This window comes from Candidatus Binatus sp. (genome assembly GCF_036567905.1).
Lineage (GTDB): Bacteria > Desulfobacterota > Binatia > Binatales > Binataceae > Binatus.
In genome coordinates this window covers 1-20,199 of sequence record NZ_DATCTO010000073.1, presented here as the reverse complement: position 1 = coordinate 20,199, position 20,199 = coordinate 1, and the positions used below count along the sequence as shown (strand labels likewise).

The 20,199-nt window shown below is 59.7% G+C and carries 20 protein-coding genes; 11 read left to right on the top strand and 9 right to left on the bottom strand.

What is annotated here, in order from left to right:
• Nucleotides 1–122: 122 nt before the first annotated feature.
• The 5 genes from VIO10_RS11660 to VIO10_RS11640 all read left to right on the top strand — a co-directional run bounded on the left by VIO10_RS11660 (nucleotide 123) and on the right by VIO10_RS11640 (nucleotide 5,460).
• Entirely contained in the window at nucleotides 123–593 is a 471-nt protein-coding gene (locus VIO10_RS11660; protein WP_331964102.1) for a Fe-S-containing protein, read from the top strand.
• A 64-nt stretch (nucleotides 594–657) separates the two neighbouring features.
• Entirely contained in the window at nucleotides 658–924 is a 267-nt protein-coding gene (locus tag VIO10_RS11655) for a hypothetical protein (RefSeq protein ID WP_331964099.1), read from the top strand.
• A 38-nt stretch (nucleotides 925–962) separates the two neighbouring features.
• Nucleotides 963–3,380, top strand: coding sequence for a TonB-dependent receptor (locus VIO10_RS11650; protein WP_331964096.1), 2,418 nt, complete (start codon nucleotides 963–965; stop codon nucleotides 3,378–3,380).
• Nucleotides 3,381–3,490: 110 nt separating this feature from the next.
• On the top strand, nucleotides 3,491–4,660 hold the full coding sequence (locus VIO10_RS11645; protein ID WP_331964093.1) for a sialidase family protein: 1,170 nt from the start codon (nucleotides 3,491–3,493) through the stop codon (nucleotides 4,658–4,660).
• A 413-nt stretch (nucleotides 4,661–5,073) separates the two neighbouring features.
• A complete protein-coding gene (locus tag VIO10_RS11640) occupies nucleotides 5,074–5,460 on the top strand; it encodes an energy transducer TonB (protein ID WP_331964090.1) in 387 nt (128 codons plus the stop codon).
• Nucleotides 5,461–5,707: 247 nt separating this feature from the next.
• Here the strand turns inward: VIO10_RS11640 and VIO10_RS11635 are convergent, their stop codons facing one another.
• The gene (locus VIO10_RS11635; RefSeq protein WP_331964087.1) at nucleotides 5,708–7,687 is read right to left on the bottom strand and encodes a response regulator; all 1,980 of its coding nucleotides are present in this window, start codon (nucleotides 7,685–7,687) and stop codon (nucleotides 5,708–5,710) included.
• A 24-nt stretch (nucleotides 7,688–7,711) separates the two neighbouring features.
• Here VIO10_RS11635 and VIO10_RS11630 point away from each other — a divergent pair, with 24 nt between their 5' ends.
• The 3 genes from VIO10_RS11630 to VIO10_RS11620 all read left to right on the top strand — a co-directional run bounded on the left by VIO10_RS11630 (nucleotide 7,712) and on the right by VIO10_RS11620 (nucleotide 9,709).
• Nucleotides 7,712–7,984 carry a hypothetical protein gene (locus tag VIO10_RS11630; RefSeq protein WP_331964084.1) on the top strand — a complete coding sequence of 91 codons (273 nt, stop codon included), beginning with the start codon at nucleotides 7,712–7,714 and terminating at the stop codon, nucleotides 7,982–7,984.
• A gap of 661 nt (nucleotides 7,985–8,645) precedes the next feature.
• Nucleotides 8,646–9,311, top strand: a complete 666-nt coding sequence (locus VIO10_RS11625) for a PAS domain-containing protein (protein ID WP_331964081.1) — start codon at nucleotides 8,646–8,648, stop codon at nucleotides 9,309–9,311.
• Nucleotides 9,312–9,388: 77 nt separating this feature from the next.
• The gene (locus VIO10_RS11620) at nucleotides 9,389–9,709 is read left to right on the top strand and encodes a choice-of-anchor D domain-containing protein (protein ID WP_331964196.1); all 321 of its coding nucleotides are present in this window, start codon (nucleotides 9,389–9,391) and stop codon (nucleotides 9,707–9,709) included.
• A gap of 114 nt (nucleotides 9,710–9,823) precedes the next feature.
• On the opposite strand, the gene VIO10_RS11615 is transcribed toward VIO10_RS11620, so the two are convergent.
• Nucleotides 9,824–10,108 (bottom strand): integrase core domain-containing protein, encoded by a 285-nt coding sequence (locus VIO10_RS11615; protein WP_331964079.1) that lies wholly within the window; start codon nucleotides 10,106–10,108, stop codon nucleotides 9,824–9,826.
• Between the two features lie 777 nt (nucleotides 10,109–10,885).
• Here VIO10_RS11615 and VIO10_RS11610 point away from each other — a divergent pair.
• The 3 genes from VIO10_RS11610 to VIO10_RS11600 all read left to right on the top strand — a co-directional run bounded on the left by VIO10_RS11610 (nucleotide 10,886) and on the right by VIO10_RS11600 (nucleotide 13,403).
• Nucleotides 10,886–11,545 (top strand): hypothetical protein, encoded by a 660-nt coding sequence (locus VIO10_RS11610; RefSeq protein WP_331964076.1) that lies wholly within the window; start codon nucleotides 10,886–10,888, stop codon nucleotides 11,543–11,545.
• A gap of 160 nt (nucleotides 11,546–11,705) precedes the next feature.
• The gene (locus VIO10_RS11605) at nucleotides 11,706–11,879 is read left to right on the top strand and encodes a hypothetical protein (protein ID WP_331964073.1); all 174 of its coding nucleotides are present in this window, start codon (nucleotides 11,706–11,708) and stop codon (nucleotides 11,877–11,879) included.
• Between the two features lie 27 nt (nucleotides 11,880–11,906).
• Complete coding sequence (locus VIO10_RS11600) at nucleotides 11,907–13,403, top strand: SDR family oxidoreductase (RefSeq protein ID WP_331964070.1); 1,497 nt, start codon at nucleotides 11,907–11,909, stop codon at nucleotides 13,401–13,403.
• Between the two features lie 97 nt (nucleotides 13,404–13,500).
• Here VIO10_RS11600 and VIO10_RS11595 read toward each other — a convergent pair whose 3' ends face one another.
• The 7 genes from VIO10_RS11595 to VIO10_RS11565 all read right to left on the bottom strand — a co-directional run bounded on the left by VIO10_RS11595 (nucleotide 13,501) and on the right by VIO10_RS11565 (nucleotide 19,848).
• Nucleotides 13,501–13,980, bottom strand: coding sequence for an integrase core domain-containing protein (locus VIO10_RS11595; RefSeq protein WP_331964067.1), 480 nt, complete (start codon nucleotides 13,978–13,980; stop codon nucleotides 13,501–13,503).
• Between the two features lie 143 nt (nucleotides 13,981–14,123).
• Nucleotides 14,124–14,525, bottom strand: a complete 402-nt coding sequence (locus tag VIO10_RS11590) for a helix-turn-helix transcriptional regulator (protein ID WP_331964193.1) — start codon at nucleotides 14,523–14,525, stop codon at nucleotides 14,124–14,126.
• A 446-nt stretch (nucleotides 14,526–14,971) separates the two neighbouring features.
• Nucleotides 14,972–15,187, bottom strand: a complete 216-nt coding sequence (locus VIO10_RS11585; RefSeq protein ID WP_331964064.1) for a hypothetical protein — start codon at nucleotides 15,185–15,187, stop codon at nucleotides 14,972–14,974.
• 526 nt (nucleotides 15,188–15,713) lie between these two features.
• Nucleotides 15,714–16,271, bottom strand: a complete 558-nt coding sequence (locus VIO10_RS11580; RefSeq protein WP_331964061.1) for a hypothetical protein — start codon at nucleotides 16,269–16,271, stop codon at nucleotides 15,714–15,716.
• A 70-nt stretch (nucleotides 16,272–16,341) separates the two neighbouring features.
• On the bottom strand, nucleotides 16,342–17,955 hold the full coding sequence (locus tag VIO10_RS11575) for a hypothetical protein (protein WP_331964058.1): 1,614 nt from the start codon (nucleotides 17,953–17,955) through the stop codon (nucleotides 16,342–16,344).
• A gap of 1 nt (nucleotide 17,956) precedes the next feature.
• On the bottom strand, nucleotides 17,957–18,484 hold the full coding sequence (locus VIO10_RS11570) for a hypothetical protein (RefSeq protein WP_331964056.1): 528 nt from the start codon (nucleotides 18,482–18,484) through the stop codon (nucleotides 17,957–17,959).
• Nucleotides 18,481–19,848, bottom strand: coding sequence for a DNA methyltransferase (locus VIO10_RS11565; protein ID WP_331964054.1), 1,368 nt, complete (start codon nucleotides 19,846–19,848; stop codon nucleotides 18,481–18,483). The genes VIO10_RS11570 and VIO10_RS11565 overlap by 4 nt, the downstream gene beginning before the upstream one ends.
• Nucleotides 19,849–20,199: the final 351 nt, after the last annotated feature.

The window sequence follows — 20,199 nt, the reverse complement described above, 5'->3', positions numbered from 1 at the left end:
CGCGAGGGCGCTGCCTCGGGCGTCGCGGTCAGTGTGGCGGTCGCGATCCGACGGCAGCGCCTACGACCTTGCCGTTGCCTTCGCTTTAAAATTAGCTCAAACTGCCGGCGGCTCTTAAGAGGATGGCCTTCTCGATCGCAAGATTTCGAGGGCGTTCGGCCCTGTTGATTGCTGCCGCCGGTTTGGTGGCAGTCGCAGTCTCGTGGTCGATGATGGCGAGAGCACCTGAGTTCTCCCCGGTCAGTGCGAATCCGTCCATAAGTATCGAGACCGATAATCTGAGGCGGGGTGATGTGCGTTTTTTCACGTATCGAGATCGGGCGGGCGATCAGATTCGGTTCCTTCTAGCCCGCGACTCCACAGGACGGATTGAAGGAGCCATCGACGCCTGCCGACGCTGCTCCATGTATCGTAAGGGTTACGTCAGTTCTCGCGGGGATCTCGTCTGCAGATATTGCGGCAATCGATACAAGTTGGAAGCAATGGAATCTGGCCTCGCATCATGCGTGCCTGTGAAACTGCCGTTCCAGGTGACCGGGCACACCGTCAACATCAAGCCAGCCGATCTTCAACGCGAGCGAGGGTTGTTCTAGAAGTGGCAGCCGGGGTATGAGGCAGTCGTTTTCAAAGACGGACTTGCGGGACCTGAGTCTAATCATGGCCATCATCATGCTGTTGGCCAGCGTCCCCGCGAATGCCGGGTTGGTCGTCGTATCCGGACCGAGCCGGCCCGAATTGACCACCAACATTTGCCAGCCGATTCAAATGCTCGACCGTGTGTCGAACACATTGCTTGCCCGCCCAGCAACGGTACTGCCGGAGTTCGTTCTCCGAGACTTGGGCTCGAACGCCGTGAAAAAGGCAGTGCGACCAGTCGATTTTCAGGTCGCCCCCGACACCCCACCCCCGAAGCGCCCCATCTAAGAAGCTTCGCTCGACCACGTTCCCGATTTGGTTTTCTTTTGCGACGCCGCAAATGCCGCGGCGCCAAGCTTGTTCCTTCAGGCAAGCGGTGCACCGCGAAGGTGTCCGCTGGGAGATGTTCTATGCGACGGATTTCTGAGCTTGCCCTTTTGGCTGGAGCGGCTGTTTCTCTGCCCGACGCCGCAAACACGGCCAGACGCCAGGTTTACAAAGCGAAGAAGGTGTGGAGGTGCGCGTTAGTAGTGGCGCTTTTGGGAATTCCTGTCTGCGTTGCTGCGGCAAGTTCACCGTCGGCTCCGACAACCAGTGTGTCAGACTCGGGAACCGCGACCACGCAGGCTGGCGGCGGCGCTGGTAGCGGAACCGGTCAGCGAAAGAAGCCGGACCAGAAAAAGGCAGCCGCCTCCAAGCGCAAGGCGCCGATGCGTCTCGCCCCGGTTACCGTGAAAGGGAAGCGCATCGTGCCGGAACGGCTGCAAAACGACAAAGAAGCGCGCAAGTCGCTCGATGAAACGCCCGGTGGGGTGGGACTCGTGACCCAGCAGCACATCGAACAGCGCAGACCCTCCGATCTGGCCGACGTGCTCGACTTCGTGCCCGGTGTGATCGCGGGGACCAGGGCGGGCGCGGAGGAACAATCGCAGATATCAATCCGTGGATCTGGGCTTGAGAATACCTATCAGCTCTGGGGCCTGAATCTTCTGCAGGACGGCTTCACGCAGAATCAGGCTGACGGGTTTGCCTACCTCCAGCCGGTCGATCCCGACTTCGTCCAGCGCATCGAGGTCTACAAGGGCGCGAACGCGCTGCAGTTTGGCGCCGACAGCCTCGGCGGCGCAATCAACCTCGTCTCGAAGACCGGCTACAACACTCCGCTGGTTGAGACCAACAGCATCGGCGGCTCGTTCGGCTACGTGAAGAACTACGTGGGTTCCGGCCGCGTGATTGGGCCCTGGGACTACTACTTGGGGCTCAGCGATTCGGAGCTCGGCGGCTATCGCAACCACAGCGGCGCGGTTCAACGGCGCGCATTTTTAAGCATCGGCTATCTCGCGGCAAACGGAATGACTATTCGTTTCGATGCGAACTACCTGCACAACGACGAGAAGCTTCCGCAGGCGCTGACGCTGAAGCAACTGGAGTCCAATCCACAGCAGGCGGAGCCTAAGGCCGTAACTACAAATGCTTGGCGCCGCTATGACTTTCTAAGGACCGGGGTGACCATTACCCAGCCGCTGGGAGAATACGGGGTTCTGGAACTGTACAATCAGTTCATCTGGCACGACCTCGACCACACGCCGATCTACGCGTTTCTGCAAGGAAGCAGCTACGACTGGAACTCCGAGTTGCGTTACGTCTCCACTGCCCCGCTCTTCGGCTATCAGAACAAGATGAGCGCCGGCATCCAGTACGGCGGCACGTTGGTCAAAGATCTTGAGTACGCACTCCTTCCAGGCGGACACATGGGCGCGCCGCTGCGAAACCAATGGGACCATGCGCTGACCATAGGCACCTACGCCGAGGACGATTTCAGCCTGACTCCGAAGCTTACCCTGGTCGCGGGCGGACGGATGGACTATTCACGACGATCGATCGTGGGCTACACCTCGGCGTATCTGGCGGATTCGACCGGTGGAACCGATTTCTTCTCCGGCATCTCTCCGAAATTGGGATTTATTTACCAGATCACTTCCCAGACGCAGGCATTTGGAAACATCAGCCGTGCGTATCAGCCGCCAATCCTGCTGGAGGAGTCTTCGCCTGTAAACACCAAGGCGGGCCTCGGAAACATGGATGCCGAAAAGGCGTGGCAGTTCGAGCTCGGCACACGCGGCGCCCTGAATGAGCGAATCAATTGGGACGTGAGCGTCTTTGACTACGAAATCTGGGACGAGCTTCAGAACGTAAATTTCGTTCCATACCCCCACGCCGGCTACACGATCCCTGCGTACGATAATATCGGGCGTACCCGCCACACCGGCATCGAGCTCGGCAACGACGTGCTCATCGCGAGCAATATTGCCCGCGCTCTGGGTCTGGATTCACAGGGAGACGCGTTGAGAGCGCGGGTCGCGTACACATTTTCGTATTTCAGGTTCGTCGACAATCCGACCTATCACAGCAACCAGATTCCGGGCATTACGCCTGAGAACTATCTGCACGGCGAAGTGGTGTATAATCACGATTCCGGGTTCTGGTTCGGGCCATACGTCGATTCGGCAATGAACCACTGGGCGGTCAACAGCGCGAACACCGCGTACGCGCCGTCGTACGTGCTGGTCGGAGTAAGGGCCGGATACGATTACAAGCCCCTGCACTGTAAATTTTTCTTCGACGCGCGAAACCTCACCAACGCGACCTGGGTGTCCGCGGTCGTACCCGATGCGGGCAACGGCGCGTACTTCGAGCCGGGCGACGGCCGCGCTTTTTACGGCGGAATGCGCTTCAGCCTTTAGTACAAGGGATGTCGGCGACAATGAGTAGTCGAAAAATGGAGATACGCTGGGAGGCTTTGGCGCTGGTCTGCGCCGCATGTATCGCGGGGTGCAGGCCCAGGGCTTCCCCCTTGGTTTTCGAGCCGCAGGCGCGACCGATCCTGGCGGTTGCGAGTTCCGCCCCTGATCTGAAGCTTCTTCCTTCCGGCGTCGTGCTGGCGTCACTGGTCGAGCCGAACGCTGGTGGCGGCGATGACCTGTTCTTTTGCACTTCCACCACCGGCGGCGCCGACGTCTTCACTCAATCATTGCAGCTCAATGCCGGCGTCGGCAGCGTGCATTCTCATCGCGAGGGAACGCCGCGATTACTGACAGGCAAGCCCGGAAACTACTACGCCCTGTGGACCGGGAGCGCGCCCAACGGGCAGGGGATGGCGCTATTCTTCGCGAGATCCGACAACTTCGGTCACAGTTTCTCCAAGCCGGTTGCGCTCGATGCGCCGAGCGGAGGTGCTCATCCTTACTTCAACGGCGCCGTGGCCCCGAACGGCACTATGATCGCCGTCTGGATCGCCTATGACAGGGTGCCAGGCGCGGTTCCTGAAACCGGCGTCTTGGAGCTCATCCGCTCCACCGACGGCGGGCGGAGCTTTTCACCGCCGGCCCGGGTTGCAATTGACGTCTGTCCATGCTGCCGCCCCGAGATCAAATTCGCCGGGCGAGGCGCCTGGTATCTTTCGTGGCGGCATGTCGATCCGGATCAGGAGCGCGACTTCGTGGTGATCTCATCTCATGACGACGGTTCCGTCTGGTCGGAGGAAACCCGTGTTTCGCGCGACGGATGGCATATCAACGGCTGCCCCGACTCCGGTTCGTCGCTGGCGTTGCTGGACGGCAAGGTCTTCGTCGCCTGGTATACGGTGATCGACGGCGAGGAACGGCTGTTGTGGTCCGAATCCGATGATGGGGGCCAGCACTTCGGTCCGCGGCAGGATCTCTCCGGCGACGTCCGCGATCCAAATCATCCCTACCTCGAAGCAGTTGGAGACCGCCTCCTGGCCGCCTTTCAGGGACGCGACCCGGATCAGGATCACGGCTGGGCCAACCAGCGAATCTACTTGCGGCAGATCGCCCCCGCGGTTGCTCCCGCGCCGACGGCTCTGCCGCACGGGCCGGGCAGCGCCACCTATCCCGTCATGACCGCGCTCGGACCCAACGAGGTGATGACAGCCTGGACGGATTTATCCGCCGGCGGTTCCCGTGCGCTGAGCGTGCGCGGCTATTTCAAACCAGCGCGATGAGTGAATCCGGATACGAAGCGCGCCGGCGCATGGTGGAAGCGCAAAGCGCGGGGCCGCTGTGCGCTTTGCCCGTTCGCGCAGCGCCAATTCTCCGCGAAGACTCCACGATGCGCCGTTCGCATGCGCGGCACTGGGTCGCGTTCGCGGCGTCCTGTCTCTTCCACGCAAGCCTGATCCTGCTCGCGGTGCAGCTTGATCGAGCGTGGGTTCATACCATTGACCGGGCTGTCGATGGAGCAATCCGGGTGACATTGGTCGAACCTCCGCCGCTGGGTTCCGGCGGAGAGCCGAAGTCGGTTCCAACTGCCGGGAGAAATCCTGTGGCGCCTCCCCAGCCGCGACATCAGAAGGCCGCGAGCACGAAACCTGAGCGGCCCGACGATCGGGCCGCAGAGCCAAAGGCTGACGCCGGGATGGCTTCCGATTCAAACGACGGGACCCTCTCGTCGGCAGCGACGACCGGCCGGGCTGGATTCGCCACCGGCGTTCCCGGAGGTTTGGGCGACTCGCCGATCGCGGCCGATCAAGCAGCCATCCCTCCGGTTCCATTAAAGCGCGTGACCCCCATCTACCCGGTGGAGGCACGCGTCAGGGAAATCGAGGGCTATGTTGTTCTCGAGGTGGTCATCGACGAAAAAGGAAACATAGTCGGCCCGATACGAGTGAAAGAGTCGACCCCATTGCTCGACGCGGCGGCCATCGACGCGCTGAAGCAATGGCAATTCTCACCGGCACGCGACCGCAACGGCAACCCTGTACGCGTGATTCTGGACGTTCCGCTGCGCTTCGTCCTGGACTGAACGATAGAGAGCTTGAACGGCAGCGGCGGTCGCTCCGGTCGTCCGCGATGATCGAAAGGGTCACGACGAGAGTGGCGTGCGCGTGGTGCGGGAACTAAGGCGAAAAGCGAAAAAACTCCAACGTTTACACGGCTCGCGGAATTATGAGCAGTGACAGGCTACAATTGCGGGCGATCAAGCGTTAGACCGCTGCTCGATCGCTTCAATTTCCAGATCTCGATTTTACGGTGAATGCGAGCGCAGGCTGTCAGGCGTGCAGGCCATCGGTGTTCGTTTCGGCATTGCAGGTTGCCTCGCGAATGGCGGCCAGCAGGGTGGCTTTCTTGACCGGCTTGGCGACGTATGCATCGCATCCCGCGTCGATCGCTTTATCCAACGCCTCGGCAAGGACCGAAGCTGTCAGCGCGATGATCGGGATACGGCGGCGTCCGGTGTCACGCTCCATCGCGCGTATCGCGCGGGTCGCGGAGTAGCCGTCCATGATCGGCATCTGGATGTCCATCAGCACCAGGTCGTAGGCGCCGGTCCTGAACTTTTCGACCGCCGCGGCGCCGTCTTCGGCTTCGTCAACAATGTATGGTGTCTTCTTGAAGTATGCGTGCATGAGCAACCGGTTGTCGCGCGAATCGTCAGCCAGCAGGATCCTGAGCGGGCGCATCTCTTCCAATACGTCGCTGGCGGAGGTCGAATGGACGCCGTTGCGCTCGGCGGGCGAGGTGAGTTGCGACGACGCATCAGCGGCGCCAAGTGCCCGGTTCAGCGCTGCGAACAGATCGGCGCGCCTTATCGGCTTGACCATGAAGATCTCGATGCCCGCTTTGCGAGCGCGCGCCATGGTTGCGCCCAAGTCGTCGGACGTGAGCATCAGTATGATCGGACGGTCATACGACCCGAGCCCGCGACGGCGAATCTGACGGGCCACTTCTATTCCGTCCATCCCGGGCATCCGGCAATCCAGCAGCACCGCGCGATAGGGGTTGCCGCCGGCCACCGCCCGATCGATTTCGTCCAGCGCAGTCTGGCCGCTCTCGACACAGGTGACCAGGACGCCCCGCGAGGTGAGCGCCTCGCGCAGAATCATTCGGTTGACGGCGGTGTCATCGACGACCAGGATGCGCATGCCGGCCAGGTCCACGCTCGGCGCCTCAAGCGGGAGCGTCGCAGGGGCGGGCCGGGTCTTGAACTCGGCGGTGAAGCTGAAGATGCTGCCCTTGCCCAGCTCGCTCTCGACGGCTATCGCGCCTCCGTACATCTCGGCCAGCCGCTTGACGATCGTGAGCCCCAGCCCGGTTCCGCCGTACTTTCGCGTCGTCGAGGAATCGGCCTGGGTGAAGGCGTCAAAGATGCTATCGGTCTTGTCGTGCGCGATTCCGACCCCGGTGTCCGCCACCGAGAACCGAATCGAGGCGGCGCCCGAGCCGGTATCCGGATGCGCCATCTCGACGCTGAGCACGACCTCGCCCTGTTCGGTGAATTTAACCGCGTTGCTGAGCAAATTGACAATCACCTGGCGCAGGCGCAGCGGATCGCCGACCAGGTTATGCGGCACGCCGGCCGCCACGTGGCCGGCGAGTTCGAGATGCTTCTCATGCGCGCGTACCCCCATCGTCTCGGCGACCGCGTCGACCAGGTCGCGAATGTCAAAGTCAACTTCCTCCAGGCTGAGATTGCCGCTTTCGACTTTGGCCAGGTCGAGGATGTCGTTGATTAGGTCGAGCAGGGTGACACCGTTCCTGCGCATGATGTCCAGGTAGCGGCGCTGCTCCTCGGTCAAGTCGCTTTCCCACAGCATGTCGGCCATCCCCAGCACTGCGTTCATCGGCGTGCGGATCTCGTGCGACATGCTCGAAAGGAAGTCAGACTTGGCCCGCGAAGCTTCTAGCGCGGCTTCGCGCGCGGCGATCAGCTGACGTTGTGTTTCCTTGAGCGCGCTGATATCGCGAGCGATCGAGACCGTGCACAAATGTCCGCGCAGCTTGAGATTGACCGCGGAGATCAAGCCGTGGTAGGTGCTGCCGTCCTTGCGGCGGAGGGTTGCCTCCAGGTTCCTGACCACGCCGGCTCGTTCGAGCTCGGCTCTCAGGCGCTCGTTCTCTTCAGGGTTCACGAATGACTGGATTTCGCTCCAGTGCTTACCGATGATTTCGTCGCGGCAGAAGCCGGTATTTCGGGTGTACTCTTCGTTGATATCGACGTATCTGCCGGTTTTGAGATCGAAAATCGCCATGGAGTCGAGGCTCCGATCGAAAAGTTGGCGCCACGCTATCTCACTCTCGCGCAACTCGGCCGCAGCCAGCTCGCCCTCGGCTATGATGCGGCCGCGCTGCGCAACTTCCTGCCGGATATCACACTTATCGCACATTTCTTCGCGGCGAACCTGCGCTTCGTGTCGAGCGGCGACCTGCGCGGCCAGTTCGCCGCGGACAGCCTCGAGCTCGCGCTCGGCGGCCTGGCGCCGGCTGATCTCATCTTCGGCGATATCGGTCTCGGGGTGTCCCATTCTGAATCCAATGCTCCTCTGTGAGCGGCTCGATTGCCCTTGCAGCCAAAGAATGAGCAACTGTCATGCCTCAGAATCGGGGAAGGTCGCGAAGATCAGAAAAACTCAAGCTATTTGGAACAGAGACACCCCAAGCCAAAGCCGGGATAGGGTAGGTGACGAAAAGCCGCCGCGCGCCGCAGCTTCATCACCGCGAGTACGCCGCGCGCGGACTGTCAGGCGTCCGGGCCGCCGGCGATTAACTATCGTGGGAGTCGCAGTCGGAGTGGCGGTGGCAGTTGGCGTCGCCGTGCCAGTCGCGGTTGGCCTCCGCGGCCGATCCGCCAATGTACCTGGAGTACGTGATGGCCGGATCACCAGGTCGATTTCTCAAGTCCCGGTCGTCCTAATTTCGCGGGGCGGATCATAGTCGACGGACTCTACCTCAATTCTGCTGGGCTTTAGGGGGAAGGCCACGATACAAGAGCCTTTGACGATATCTTGAGTTCTGACGACTTGCTGGCAGCGTAGGCAGACTTCTGGCAGTTTAAGCGCATTTCCTGTTATCTGCGGAACGCGTTTAGAAGCACCGGCGTAGCCCGTCATTCCGCCAAATATCAGAGTCTATTTCCTATAAGTTCAGAGGCTGTTTCGTATTAGCCTTAGTTATCGGGCTGACTCGTTACGAGGCCTCGGGGATCTTCGTATGGCCAGCATCACTCGGCATATTAGAGGGCTGACAGATAAACTCCCTTCATCAGAGGAGCTTGACCGGTTCGGCACGAACGGATTGTTAGCATTGATTCATGACGCGATTGGTCATCTCGTCACGCCGGTTCACAGCCTTCCCAAGATGATGCCTATCATCCAGCAAGCCGCGCACGCGTTGATTGAACAACAGGCGCTTTTGAAGGAGGTGTTGACCGTTCGGGAAGGTGCGATCTGGGAGCGCCTCGGCGCTCGTAAAAAACTCGAGGGAGTCCCTTCGCTCTCCCATTCGGTTCTCAAGCGGGATCTGCGCTTTGTTTCAGTCAGTAAGTCCTACTGTGATTTGTTTGAATTCAGCCCGGCCCAATTCCGGGGTATGTCTCTCAACCAGCTTCTTCATCCAGCGGACATCCCACGATTTTCCAAAATCGTTAAAGCGTTGTTAGCCGGTAGGGTCGAGTCATGCGAGCTTGTCGAGTGGAGAGCTACCGGCAGCCGCCGCTTCGTGCTCACCAAAGATACCCTGTGGGGGATTGGTACGGGCCAAGTGCGAGGGCCGCAATATATTACCACAGTCTCTGAAAAAATCGCCGACCAGGACGAGGCGGCGATGCTCGTTGAGAACGCAAAGTTGCGGATTCGTGGACCTGCAGCAGAGCAGTAACTGGCCTGCACCCCGAAAAATCCTGATCCGCCCCGCGAAACTAGTACGTGCGCCTATTCAAAACCTAAAGGTGGCGGATCAGTCCGGCGTCGCTGAACTTCGGCACGGTGAAGGCCGGCTCGTCCAAGGGCCCGAAGAACATCACGGTGAGCAACCCCAAGGGCAGCAAGAAGAAGCCCGGTCTTACGGTGGTGATGGAGGGGCTCAGCGGAGCGGTCAGTCCGTTCAGCGTGACGAATGACTGCGATGCACCACTGCCGGCAGGCGAGAAGTGCACGATCGGAGTTACGTTCATGCCGACCGTTGCGCAGCCGTATAGCGCCATCCTGACGATCAACGACAATGCGGAACACGAGCCTCAGTCGGTGAAACTCAAGGGCAAGGGCAAAAGCGAATAGTCAGGGGCCCCGAGTCATTGCCACTTTCCCCGGCGCTGCGCATAAAGCGGGCGCTCTGGTAGAATTCAGCGATGGCTGAGGGGCAGCCGCGAATTACCTGTGCCTATTCAAAACCTAAACCCGGACGTATTGATGATGCAGCCCGCCAAGGATTGGAATAGCTGCGATGCGGCCGATCTTCTGCGGCCCGCGAAAATCCGGAGCATCTTTATCCAGTGAGAGATGCGGCCGGACTTTGTTGTAATAAGAAGCATAAGCCTTCAGGACAGCGCGCAGGTGCGCTTCGCCGAACACGACGAGGTGGTCGAGTGATTCTCGACGTATCGATCCGATGAGCCGCTCAACGTGGGCGTTCTGCCACGGCGAGCGTGGCGCCGTAGGGCGATCTCGGATCCCCATTGCACGAATCCGGCATTAGCTAAAACAGGTATTCCAGAAGAAGCTTCTGCGCCAGCTCGACCCCTTCGCTGCGCGTTTGAGCGACGGCGGAAGCTATTGAAGTTCCTTCGTGCAGACACGATACTGTCTCAACCGTCAGTCAAGGAGAGCCGATATTGGACCTAAGCACAATCATCGCAGAATTGAGGAGCGAAAGAGACAAGATAGGGCGGGCAATTGCTGCCCTAATCGAAAGCGCGGGTGTGAGTGGCAAAGGCGCCACTCGAAAAGCTGCGCGTAAGAGACAAGGCGGCATTACCCCGGCAGGGCGACGCCGATTGTCACTGGCGATGAAAAGACGGTGGGCAGAGCGGCGGGCGAAGAAGTCATCCGCTAAGACTGCCGCGCCAAAGAGACGTGGGCAACTCACTCCCGCAGGCAGGAAGAGGCTGTCTGAAGCGATGAAAAAGCGCTGGGCGGAAAGGAAGGCAAAAGCTTCCTGAGCAGCCGGTCGTCAAGGTTCTTTCGAGTGGCGACGGGTCCGCTTGATTCGCCAAAAATGCGCCGATCTTGTTTGGCTACTAGCAGCTCCCTTGGAACTACCTATGCCGGGCGACATCATGGCGGTGAATTTCAAAACCCTAGACCATTCGCCGCTTTCGGGTTTTCGGTAGGCACAGTCGCGGAAGGCCGCCGGCTCGAGGAGAGCCTCGCGGAAACTCCTTGAACGATGGGGATGGCTTATCCGCGGCCCTATCGGCCGAGATTACGCAGACCCTCGATGCATAGCCGAAGCCAGTGAAGACTTTCAAACCTCGAATTGTGCTCTCGCTTCGCGACCGCGAAGAGTTGCTCGGATTCGCGCGTCGAGCGATCGTGCCACTCCATATCGAAGGCCGGAAGAATATAGATCGCGAGGTGTGGTCACTGTCCAGGTATTTGTTCGCACTCACAGAGCACGGCCGAATCGAGTTTCCCATATGTGCTAGTTACGCCCTGCCTGGCGAGTCACCCGATTTCGTTTTGGAGTTCGCCGGCCAGACCGTCGGACTCGAGGTCACTGAGGCGACTACTAGCAAATTCCATGAACAACTCGAGATGGCGGAAAAATCGGATGACGGAATTTACTTTGATCCGCTCGGTCCTGGATGGGCCGGTGATTCGCCAGAGAGAGTCAATTCGGAACTCATCGTTGCTGTGATACGCAGGAAGGCTGCGAGCCTAGCGAAAGGCGCCTGGCGAACGGTACAGAACCAAGATCTATTGATATATTGCGAGAATGCTCCGGGGCCAGGAGTGAAAAATAACGATCTGCTCGCGCGCGTCAGACCAGTTCTCGTGAATATGCGTCAATCGGATGCAGCACTCCGAGCTTTCCGTCACATCTCGCTGATCGCCGGCGGCAAGCTGATCTTCGACGTCTCGTGCGAGTGTGCGGAGGTTCCTATCAGCATATAGTCTGTTGTCCTGCGCAAAAATTGCCGGCGTGACTTGAAACGGGTAAATTGCGACCGAATCGAAGGGAGGAGATTACGCATCCAACCGCAACAACCCCGAGATCGACGGGACCAGCCGGCTCTCGCTGTATCTACCCTTCGGCCAAATTGGACCGCAAACCGTGGCGCTCGCGATTCAAGGCGCGGCGGCGCCTGCTCGCGATCGGGATGCGTTTCCCGACGAGCTGATCGTGCGGCGCGAGCTGGCCGTCAATTTCGTGCGCTACAATCCAGGCTTCCAGACACTTGCAAGCGTCGAGCCATGGGCGCGTCGCACTATCGGCGAACACGTCTGATGCGGCAGTCGCTCGCGGCAAACTTCAATGACAGATTCAGTATCAGACGGGCCAGTTGTGCTGCTCACTGGCGCATCCGGATACGTCGGCGGGCGGCTGCTGAAAGCGCTCGAGAATGCTGGAGTTTCGTTGAGATGCCTGGCGCGCCGGCCCGATTACCTGCGCTCGCGCGTGGCCGCTAAAACTGAGCTCGTTCGCGGCGACGTACTCGATCCCGCAAGTCTTGAGCCGGCTCTCCGTGACGTTTCGACCGCATACTACCTGGTTCATTCGATGGGGTCGGCGGGTTCATTCGAAGTGAAAGACCGCGAGGGCGCTCGCAACTTCGCCGCCGCGGCACGTTCAGCAGGCGTGCGACGCATCATCTACTTGGGCGGTCTCGGTGAGAGTAGCGGCGAACTCTCGACGCATCTGCGAAGCCGCCATGAGGTCGGAGAAGTGTTCCGTGAGTCAGGCGTTCAGGTAATCGAATTCCGTGCTTCGATTATCATTGGGTCCGGCAGCCTCTCGTTCGAGATGGTGCGCGCTTTGGCGGAACGTCTGCCGGTGATGATCACGCCGAAATGGGTCGCGGTGAAGGCGCAGCCAATCGCTATCAGCGATATGATCGATTACCTGCTTGCGGCGCTGAACCTCGAGGTCGAGGGCAGTCCAATCTACGAAATCGGTGGCGCCGACATCGTGTCCTACGGCGACATCCTGCGCGAGTACTCGCTTCAGCGCGGGCTGCATCGCCTGATGATTCCCGTGCACGTTCTTACTCCGCGGCTCTCGAGCCTGTGGCTCGGCCTGGTGACGCCCCTGTATGCGCGCGTTGGCCGCAAACTTATCGACAGCATGATCCATCCGACGGTAGTCCGCGATGATACCGCGCTCAAAGTATTTTCAATCCGGCCGCGGGGAATGCGCGAAGCGATCGCGCTCGCGATGCGCAATGAAGATCTCGATTTCCGCGGCACGCGATGGTCTGACGCGATGTCCGCCGCCGGCGAGCCGCGCGACTGGGGCGGAGTGAGATTCGGCAACCGTCTCGTCGATTCGCGCGTGGTGCACGTCGAGGTATCGCCAGAGCGCGCATTTGCGCCGATACAACGCATTGGCGGCGCGACAGGATGGTATTACGGCGAATGGCTATGGCATTTGCGTGGTTTCATCGATCTGCTGGTGGGAGGCGTCGGGATGCGTCGCGGCAGACGCGACGTTGAGTCGCTGGAACTTGGAGACGCGGTGGATTGCTGGCGTGTCGAGACGTTTGATCCCCCGCGTCAGCTACGGCTGGCAGCCGAGATGCGTCTGCCGGGCCGCGCATGGCTCGACTTCGAGGTCGTCGCGGAAGAAAACGGTTCAACAATCAGGCAGACGGCAATATTCGATCCGGTCGGGCTGCCGGGAATCGCGTATTGGTACGGGATCTTTCCGCTGCATCAGCTCGTTTTCGCCGGCATGCTGCGCGGAATCGCGCGCGCCGCAATAGCTGCTGACTCCGCGCTAACGGTGTCTCAGCGGGCGACTGATGCGGATTGATCTTGCCTTCACGAAATGACCTAGCGCTCAATCGTTCCCGCACGTATTTGTGCCTAGTCAAAACCTAAAGCCGGACCTGTCCGTGTCGAATTCCAATTCAGGCGGCGGTTGGGCTCTGAAATAAGCCGTTGCAATGTAGCCTCCAGGTATATGATTCAAGTTTGGCGATTGGCTGTGCGGGTACGCCACTCCCTTCAGCCGGCGTAGCTCCGCCCAGCCCGGTGTGACAGCGGTGTTGGTTGTAATAGGCCTTGTAATTGTCGAGCTTCCGTTCAAGATCTCCTCTGTTCCAAAATAAGGTCCGATCGAGGTATTCGCGTCGCACAGTCCCGATCAGTCGCTCGACGAAAGGATGGGACGTAGGCGTGCACGGGATGGTTTTGATCTCATCAATTTCAAGTATACGAAGGTTCGCACGCCACCGATGAAAGCGAAACAGGGGATCGTTATCTGAGGAAAGGTATTTCGGCGGTGTCTGCTTCGCAATCGCGCGATTGAACATGCGGCAGACGACCGGACCGTCGAGATCAGCCGGCGCGACGCCAAAGCCGACGATACGGCGGGTGAATACGTCCATCACGATCATGATCCAGTTGTGGCTACTAAAAACTCTGAAAGCTAGAAAAGCTTCGAGTTTTGGGATGGGCCGCGGTAGTATCGCCGGCGTGCAGCGTGATCTCAGAGCTTTATGGCTTGGGAACCAAACACGAGCGTGGACAGCTATCTTCCGAGTGCGTGACGAACCGCGTTCAGAATATAGATCAGATCGCGAGGCGAATGAATTTCCCCGAGACGTGTCACTTGCGACAACAGCTCCAGCTCGCCGTTCGAGACGTTGTGGATGCGTTGAAGTTGTTCGTTCTTTCGGAACTGGTCCCAGGCCGAAACCGAACCTTCTGCCCGCTCCGGTTGAGCAGAGATTAAAGCCTCCGTCTCCGGGTTGGCGAGAAAGAACAGTTTGCGGCTGTCGAGGCCGAGCACTTCCGCTAGCCTCGTGACAATCTTGTCGGACGGGTGCCGCCTGCTCGATTCCAAGTGCCCCACATATGGGGTCGAAGTCTTGATTCGCGTCGCGACAGCGTCCTGGGTGAGATTCAGCTCTCTTCGCCTGCGGCCTATCACCTCACCGAAATTAGGTTTCTTCGCACGCGCTATTGGCCGATCGGATTTGCGTTTCGCGGCGCGCGTCGCAGAGGTTCGAGCGGAATTCTCTACCTTAAACACGGTATGCGTAATTATTATAAAACTAAATACGAATCAATAGAAATCAGCTAACGATAACAGGACTCGTCGTTCTTGCTTGGCTCGCAACTTTCTCGGCACTGTGGCTACTGAAAACTCCGAATGCGCTGAAAAGGCTAGAGTTTTAGCATGAGATGCCGTAGTGCTCCCGGCATGCTCACGATCGTTCATTCGATCGTTTAACAGACTATCTCCGGGGCATCGATTTCAGCCGGGATCGCGCGACGAACAGGAGCTTGGTCAGAAACTCGACCATCGGTCGTTCCGCTATCACAGCCCGACCAGCCCGTCACCCCGGATCAGGTTTTCGGTAGCGACAACTCTAATCAGCGCGCGGATGCGGCGGCCCGCGGGTGTCCTAGCTCTATGTCGGTCTGCAGGGCCTGCCGCAGTTGGTTGAGGGCCTGCATGACTTGGCTTGCTCCCCCATGGTCTGGGTGATGCTCCGCCGCGAGTCGGCGGTAGGTCTTGTTGAATTCACGCAGTTCAATTTCAGCGGGCGCCGAGGGCTGCCCGAAGACCTCGGGCGCCAGTTTCTCCAACGCGTCCCGAACCTTTGCTCGGGCGCGCTCGTAAGGTGGAGGGAGCCACCCCCTTTTCCAATTGTCCGGCACCATCCGGTATCTCCGACGCTGCCGTGCCAACCTCGTCAGGCATTCTGTCAACAGCCGGCTTTCTTTTTCCGAGGGTAGCTTGCTTTCAGCCTCCCGTCGTTTCTCCCGGGCGCGCACCCGATGCGACGGCTTGCAATACAACTGCGGCCGGCCACGCCGGTTGTCGTCGAAGCGCTGTCCACAGTGTTTACATTTACGGGTTGGGGTTGCCATTTTTGTGACGAATTGCGTTACGCGTAACTATATTCGTAACGCAAACCGATCATCGCGTTCTCAATCATCTTAGTATCCTCTCGCCGACGGGATGTCTTGCCTTGGCGCCATTTTTGACCATCCTCCGGCAATTCCTCCGTCTGCTCGAGCCGCGAAGTTGTGATGCCTTCGTTTGACATAAAAGCTCACTGCGCATCTTGGGCCTCGCTAGATTCCTACCGATCATGAAAGTGGATTCCGGTCAATTTTGGCTCGACGGCGACATCCTGAGCAATTGATGCAGTATCGAGTTGAGATCGATTGACCCTCCAGCGGTTTCTTTACGCACGGGGAAATGACTGATGTAGCCTTCCGTGCGAAGCCGCCATACGACCGTGAATCCAAGCGCGATTTCCATTGCGGAGCGCCGGCGGCGCTTGGCCCATTCCGGGCATCTGTCCTCAAACCCGCTCGAAAAGTATTTCAATCGCAATTCGTCAGCGGCCGGTTTGACGATCCTCCAGAAGAAATCCTCCAGCAGCGCGCTGTACTCGGGAGCTGTCAAGCATTTGCCGGGATAGATGAAAACATCGTCGAAGCAGATAACCTCCGGATACTGCTCCAGCGCGAACACGATTTCATCGGAAGGTCGTGGCGATTGGATGAAATAGCGCCGAGTACCCGGATGGCGGGCAGCAAATCGGATTTCGGCTTCAAAGTCTCGGTGCGCATCCGGCGGCAGGCGCGATTCAATGGCTGGAATCAACTTGCCGAGTGCGTCGGACTTGCCGAGGACAGCCAGATCGGTAAACCATTTCATGCGATCCTCCCTGCTCGGATAGGTCAGCGCAAATTTCTGTCGCGGGAAGTCTTGCAACCAGGTCGCGCCTCTACCAAGTGCCGCGGTGTCTGCGGAAGTATCGCGCGAGACTCCCGGCCGCGATGGGGTCCCACTGGGTCCTTCGCCGAGATCCGAAATCGCTCAAAAAGTCATCAAGTTCCGGACCACCGTCTGAATCGTGCGCCGCGCGCTGCTGGGGAAGTGCCTTGGTGTACTCGTACTTTTGCGGCGGCTTGCACAGCGCAAGCATCAGCGCTTCGGCGCGATCGGGCGAGGGAACCCCTCGCGCGCGGGCTTTTTCCTTCGACTCGATTTTCATCCGCCCCTGCGAGTCGAGCTCATACAAGATGCTGGAGAGCTGCGCGATCGTCTTCTCGTCGGTCAGCCCGTCGACCTGGTCGCGTTCAAATGCGTCGGCCAGAGTCTGATAAAAACACGCCTTTAGATTCACGAAACGCCGCGCCGGATCGTTTTCTCCCATCTGCGGCCTGCTCTCACACGGCATGCCGACGTTGACCATCTCGACCGGGAAGCGGTGATCGCGCAGATGCAGCCCGAAATTGTGGCCGATGCCGACCGCATCAACCCTCACGAGGGAAAGACGGATCCGGAATTCGTTAAGCAAGCTGACCACCTGCCCGCGCGTGTCCTCACCTCGCCAGGCTCCCATCCGGATGATTTTCGGGCGGTCGCTTTTGAACTCGCATACGTAAACAACCGTCTCCGCCTCTCCTCCTCCGACATCGACGCCGGCAACCAGCGGGCCCGACCCGGCGTCGGTGATCGGATTCTGCAATGACCTCTGCCGGGCCCTCTCGAGCCATATCATCTTGAAGAGGGCATCCTGCGCCTGATCCGGAAAGCGCGCGAGCACCCGGGACAGCCAGTTCGGCGAGCTGCTCTCATTGCCGTGCCACCAGGCGAGGTACTGCTCGAACACCCAGCGCCTGGTCACCAGCTGCGGAAACGGGTTGTCGTCCAGCGGACCGCCCTCGGCCGGATCCATGGCGAGGAGTTGCTCGAGGTTGAGCCCCTTCAGATTGGGCGAATCGAACGCATCGATGGAAAGACACTTCCACAGCCCTCGTTCCCTGGTGAATGCATCGAAGAACGGACCGGACGGAATGGTCGGGTTGCCGGCCATGACCGTATGAACCCTGCCGCCCGCCATGGTTCCCGCCATCGCGTCGAAAATTCCCGGCTCGATCCCCGGCGCTTCGTCCGCGATGATCAGAAGCTGCTTGCCGTGATATCCCTGAAAGTTTTCGGCCTGATTGGTCGAAAATCCCAGCGCATAATTGTTATCGTCGCGGAACTTGAGCTCGCTGGTCTTGAGCTTCGGAAACGGTACCCTCGCGCGATCGACCAGCCGATGGATTTCAAACCAAAGCTGCGTCCGTACCTGCCGCTGCGTGGACGAGGTCGTTAGCACGACGCCTTCGGGGTACCGCGCCAGCCACCACAGAGCCGATACAGCGAGCGTGAATGTCTTACCCACTCCATGGCAGGCCTTGATCGCGGTGCGCCGGTGCGACTTGATGGTCCGCAGGAGCTCGACCTCACGCGCCCAGAGATCCATTCCCAGAACGTGGCTGGCAAACAGAACCGGGTCCTGAATCACCCTGCGCGCGTATCCCTTCTGTTCATCGGTAAGGTCAGGCATTTCACTCCTCCTCGCTGATTGGTCCTATTGCTTCCAGCAGCTGCACGAGGGTCAGTGGCTTTCCGTCCTTCCCTGTCAGCTCGTGGCGCTGCGGCGCGGCGTAGCCATTGATTTGAGCGGTGTGGCGGAGCACTTTCACTCCCGCTTCGACGGAACGCGGGTTGCCCTTGCGGATGCCCGGCTGCAGATTTAAAAACATGTCCTCGCAGCGTGCGGAGTCGAGCTTGCGAAACTCATCGGCCGCAAGCGCTGGCTCGCGCGCGATCAATCTGCGGAAAGACTTGTGGCAAGCCTGCTTGCTGATCGTGTAGTCCGGCGGAAATGTCACTCCCGGCGGGAGCGGAGTTATCGGTTGCGCCAGATGTTTCCCCACTCGTGAGACCTGCTCCGCGATCGCGTCGAAAGCGAGCCCGATTCGCTTGAGGCTCCCCACCTCGGCTTCGACCCAGCGCGCCCTGAGCACCACGGGGGAGAGGGCACTCGCCTGCCTGGCGTTGCGAAACGTTCCATCCGGCTGGCGTTTCATCATTCGCGTATCACCTCCGGCTTGAGGCCCAAGGCGGCCATCCGTTCCAGCGCCACCGCGACGAAGGGGGCAGATTTTTCGATCGCGTAGCAGCGGCGTCCAGTTTGCTGCGCCGCCACCAACTGCGAGCCGCTCCCGGAGAACGGCTCATAACAAATCTCGCCGGGCTCGGTGTGCATCTCCATCGGCAGCGTGAAGAGCTTGCATGGCTTGCAGGTCGGATGCGCGTCGGTTTCGGCTTCGGAACTCGGAACCGCCCAGACCGTAGCCGGAAATTCGCCCGCGCGCTCGCCGACCTCCGTTCGGAATGTCTTTGGCTTCTCACCCCTGATCCAGCCGAACAGGCACGGCTCGTGCTGCCACAGATACAGCGAGTATGTCAGTACCGCCCGGGTCTTAACCCAAATCAACTGCTGATGCACAAAGGCGCCGAACTCGGCCCAAACTCGCTCCACCATCGAATGGCGCCTGCTCGCATGCCAGCAATACCATGCGGCATTGCGCGTGATCGCGTGTTCGATCGCCACTCTTACGAAGCCACGATAGAGCTCGATGCCCGACTCCTCGCTGTCCTTTACGTCGGCGCTTGGCGCCTCGACGTACTGCCCGGTCCAATTTTTGTTTCTGTTTGCGGCGCCCTTGTTGCTCCAGCTTTGAGGATGGGCACAACCCGTGTAACCCACCGCGTAAGGCGGATCGGTCGCGAAAAGAACGGCCCGCTCACCAGCCATCAACCTGACAACGTCCTCGGCCTTGGTTGAGTCGCCGCACAGCAGCCGGTGGTCACCCATCCGCCACAGTTGGCCGGTTGTGGTGCCCCATTTCTTCTGCAACTCGGCGGCCTTGTCGATCTGCGCGGGAGGCTCGATGAAATCCTCCGGATGGATGAGCCGCCACACCTGGTCACCCGCTGTGCGCCTTAGCAGCTCTTCCACTGCCGGGCTGTCCGTCCGCACGTTCTGGAGAAGAGCTTTGATCCGTTCAGTGTCCGGTTCGGCCAGCGTCGCGAGAGGGTCAAGCGTCATCAGGATTTTGTCGGCCTCCGCGTCACTAACATCAAGAATCAACACCGGCACGACGGCGTCGGGCGTGGTCTCTGCGCGTAGGTGCCCGTCGACAAGCATCAGCCGGCCGTCGGGCAATTCCCTGGCCAAGAGCGCATCCGCGTACCCAATCTCCGCCAACAGCGCGCGCAGCGCATCGCTCTGCGCCTTAGGATGCCGCCGCCAGTTTTTCGGGTTAGGCAGCAAGTCGCGGGCTCTGATCCTGCGCAGTTCCCGAATCCGGTCTTGGATTTTGACCTGTTCGGGGTGACCGGTTGCAGAACTTGTCTTACCGGTAGCGTCAATAGTCGACGGGTGTTCCACTGCTTCTTCTCCTCTTCACGGCCTGCAACCCGCTCTATTCGGCCTGCTAGCTGGTGGCTCGTTCGCCGTCTTCGATCGAGGAAAATTTCTGATCGTATACGCGCAGAAGGTCTCTTGCGAACTCGCACTGGGAAACGAGCTTGTTGGTTTTCTCTACGGACCAGCCGTCTTCGAGCAGCCACGTCGCGAGCAAATCCAGGTCGTATTTCCTATTATTGAGCTTCGCATAATATACTTACAAGGGGAAGAGGTCGGCCTGCTGCCAGAAGGCCATGACCAGGGAGGGTCTGCGGCGCATCCGCTTGAGCGCGCGACGCGCGTGCGCGCTCAACTGCGCGAAGGTGTTGGGGC

Coding starts and splice junctions, on each gene's coding strand:
- VIO10_RS11570 (WP_331964056.1), bottom strand. CDS start 18,484: ATGATGAAACGCCAGCCGGATGGAACGTTTCGCAACGCCAGGCAGGCG.
- VIO10_RS11595 (WP_331964067.1), bottom strand. CDS start 13,980: ATGGACGTATTCACCCGCCGTATCGTCGGCTTTGGCGTCGCGCCGGCT.
- VIO10_RS11660 (WP_331964102.1), top strand. CDS start 123: ATGGCCTTCTCGATCGCAAGATTTCGAGGGCGTTCGGCCCTGTTGATT.
- VIO10_RS11635 (WP_331964087.1), bottom strand. CDS start 7,687: ATGGCGATTTTCGATCTCAAAACCGGCAGATACGTCGATATCAACGAA.
- VIO10_RS11655 (WP_331964099.1), top strand. CDS start 658: ATGGCCATCATCATGCTGTTGGCCAGCGTCCCCGCGAATGCCGGGTTG.
- VIO10_RS11575 (WP_331964058.1), bottom strand. CDS start 17,955: ATGCCTGACCTTACCGATGAACAGAAGGGATACGCGCGCAGGGTGATT.
- VIO10_RS11580 (WP_331964061.1), bottom strand. CDS start 16,271: ATGAAATGGTTTACCGATCTGGCTGTCCTCGGCAAGTCCGACGCACTC.
- VIO10_RS11615 (WP_331964079.1), bottom strand. CDS start 10,108: ATGGGGATCCGAGATCGCCCTACGGCGCCACGCTCGCCGTGGCAGAAC.
- VIO10_RS11600 (WP_331964070.1), top strand. CDS start 11,907: ATGACAGATTCAGTATCAGACGGGCCAGTTGTGCTGCTCACTGGCGCA.
- VIO10_RS11640 (WP_331964090.1), top strand. CDS start 5,074: ATGGCTTCCGATTCAAACGACGGGACCCTCTCGTCGGCAGCGACGACC.
- VIO10_RS11625 (WP_331964081.1), top strand. CDS start 8,646: ATGGCCAGCATCACTCGGCATATTAGAGGGCTGACAGATAAACTCCCT.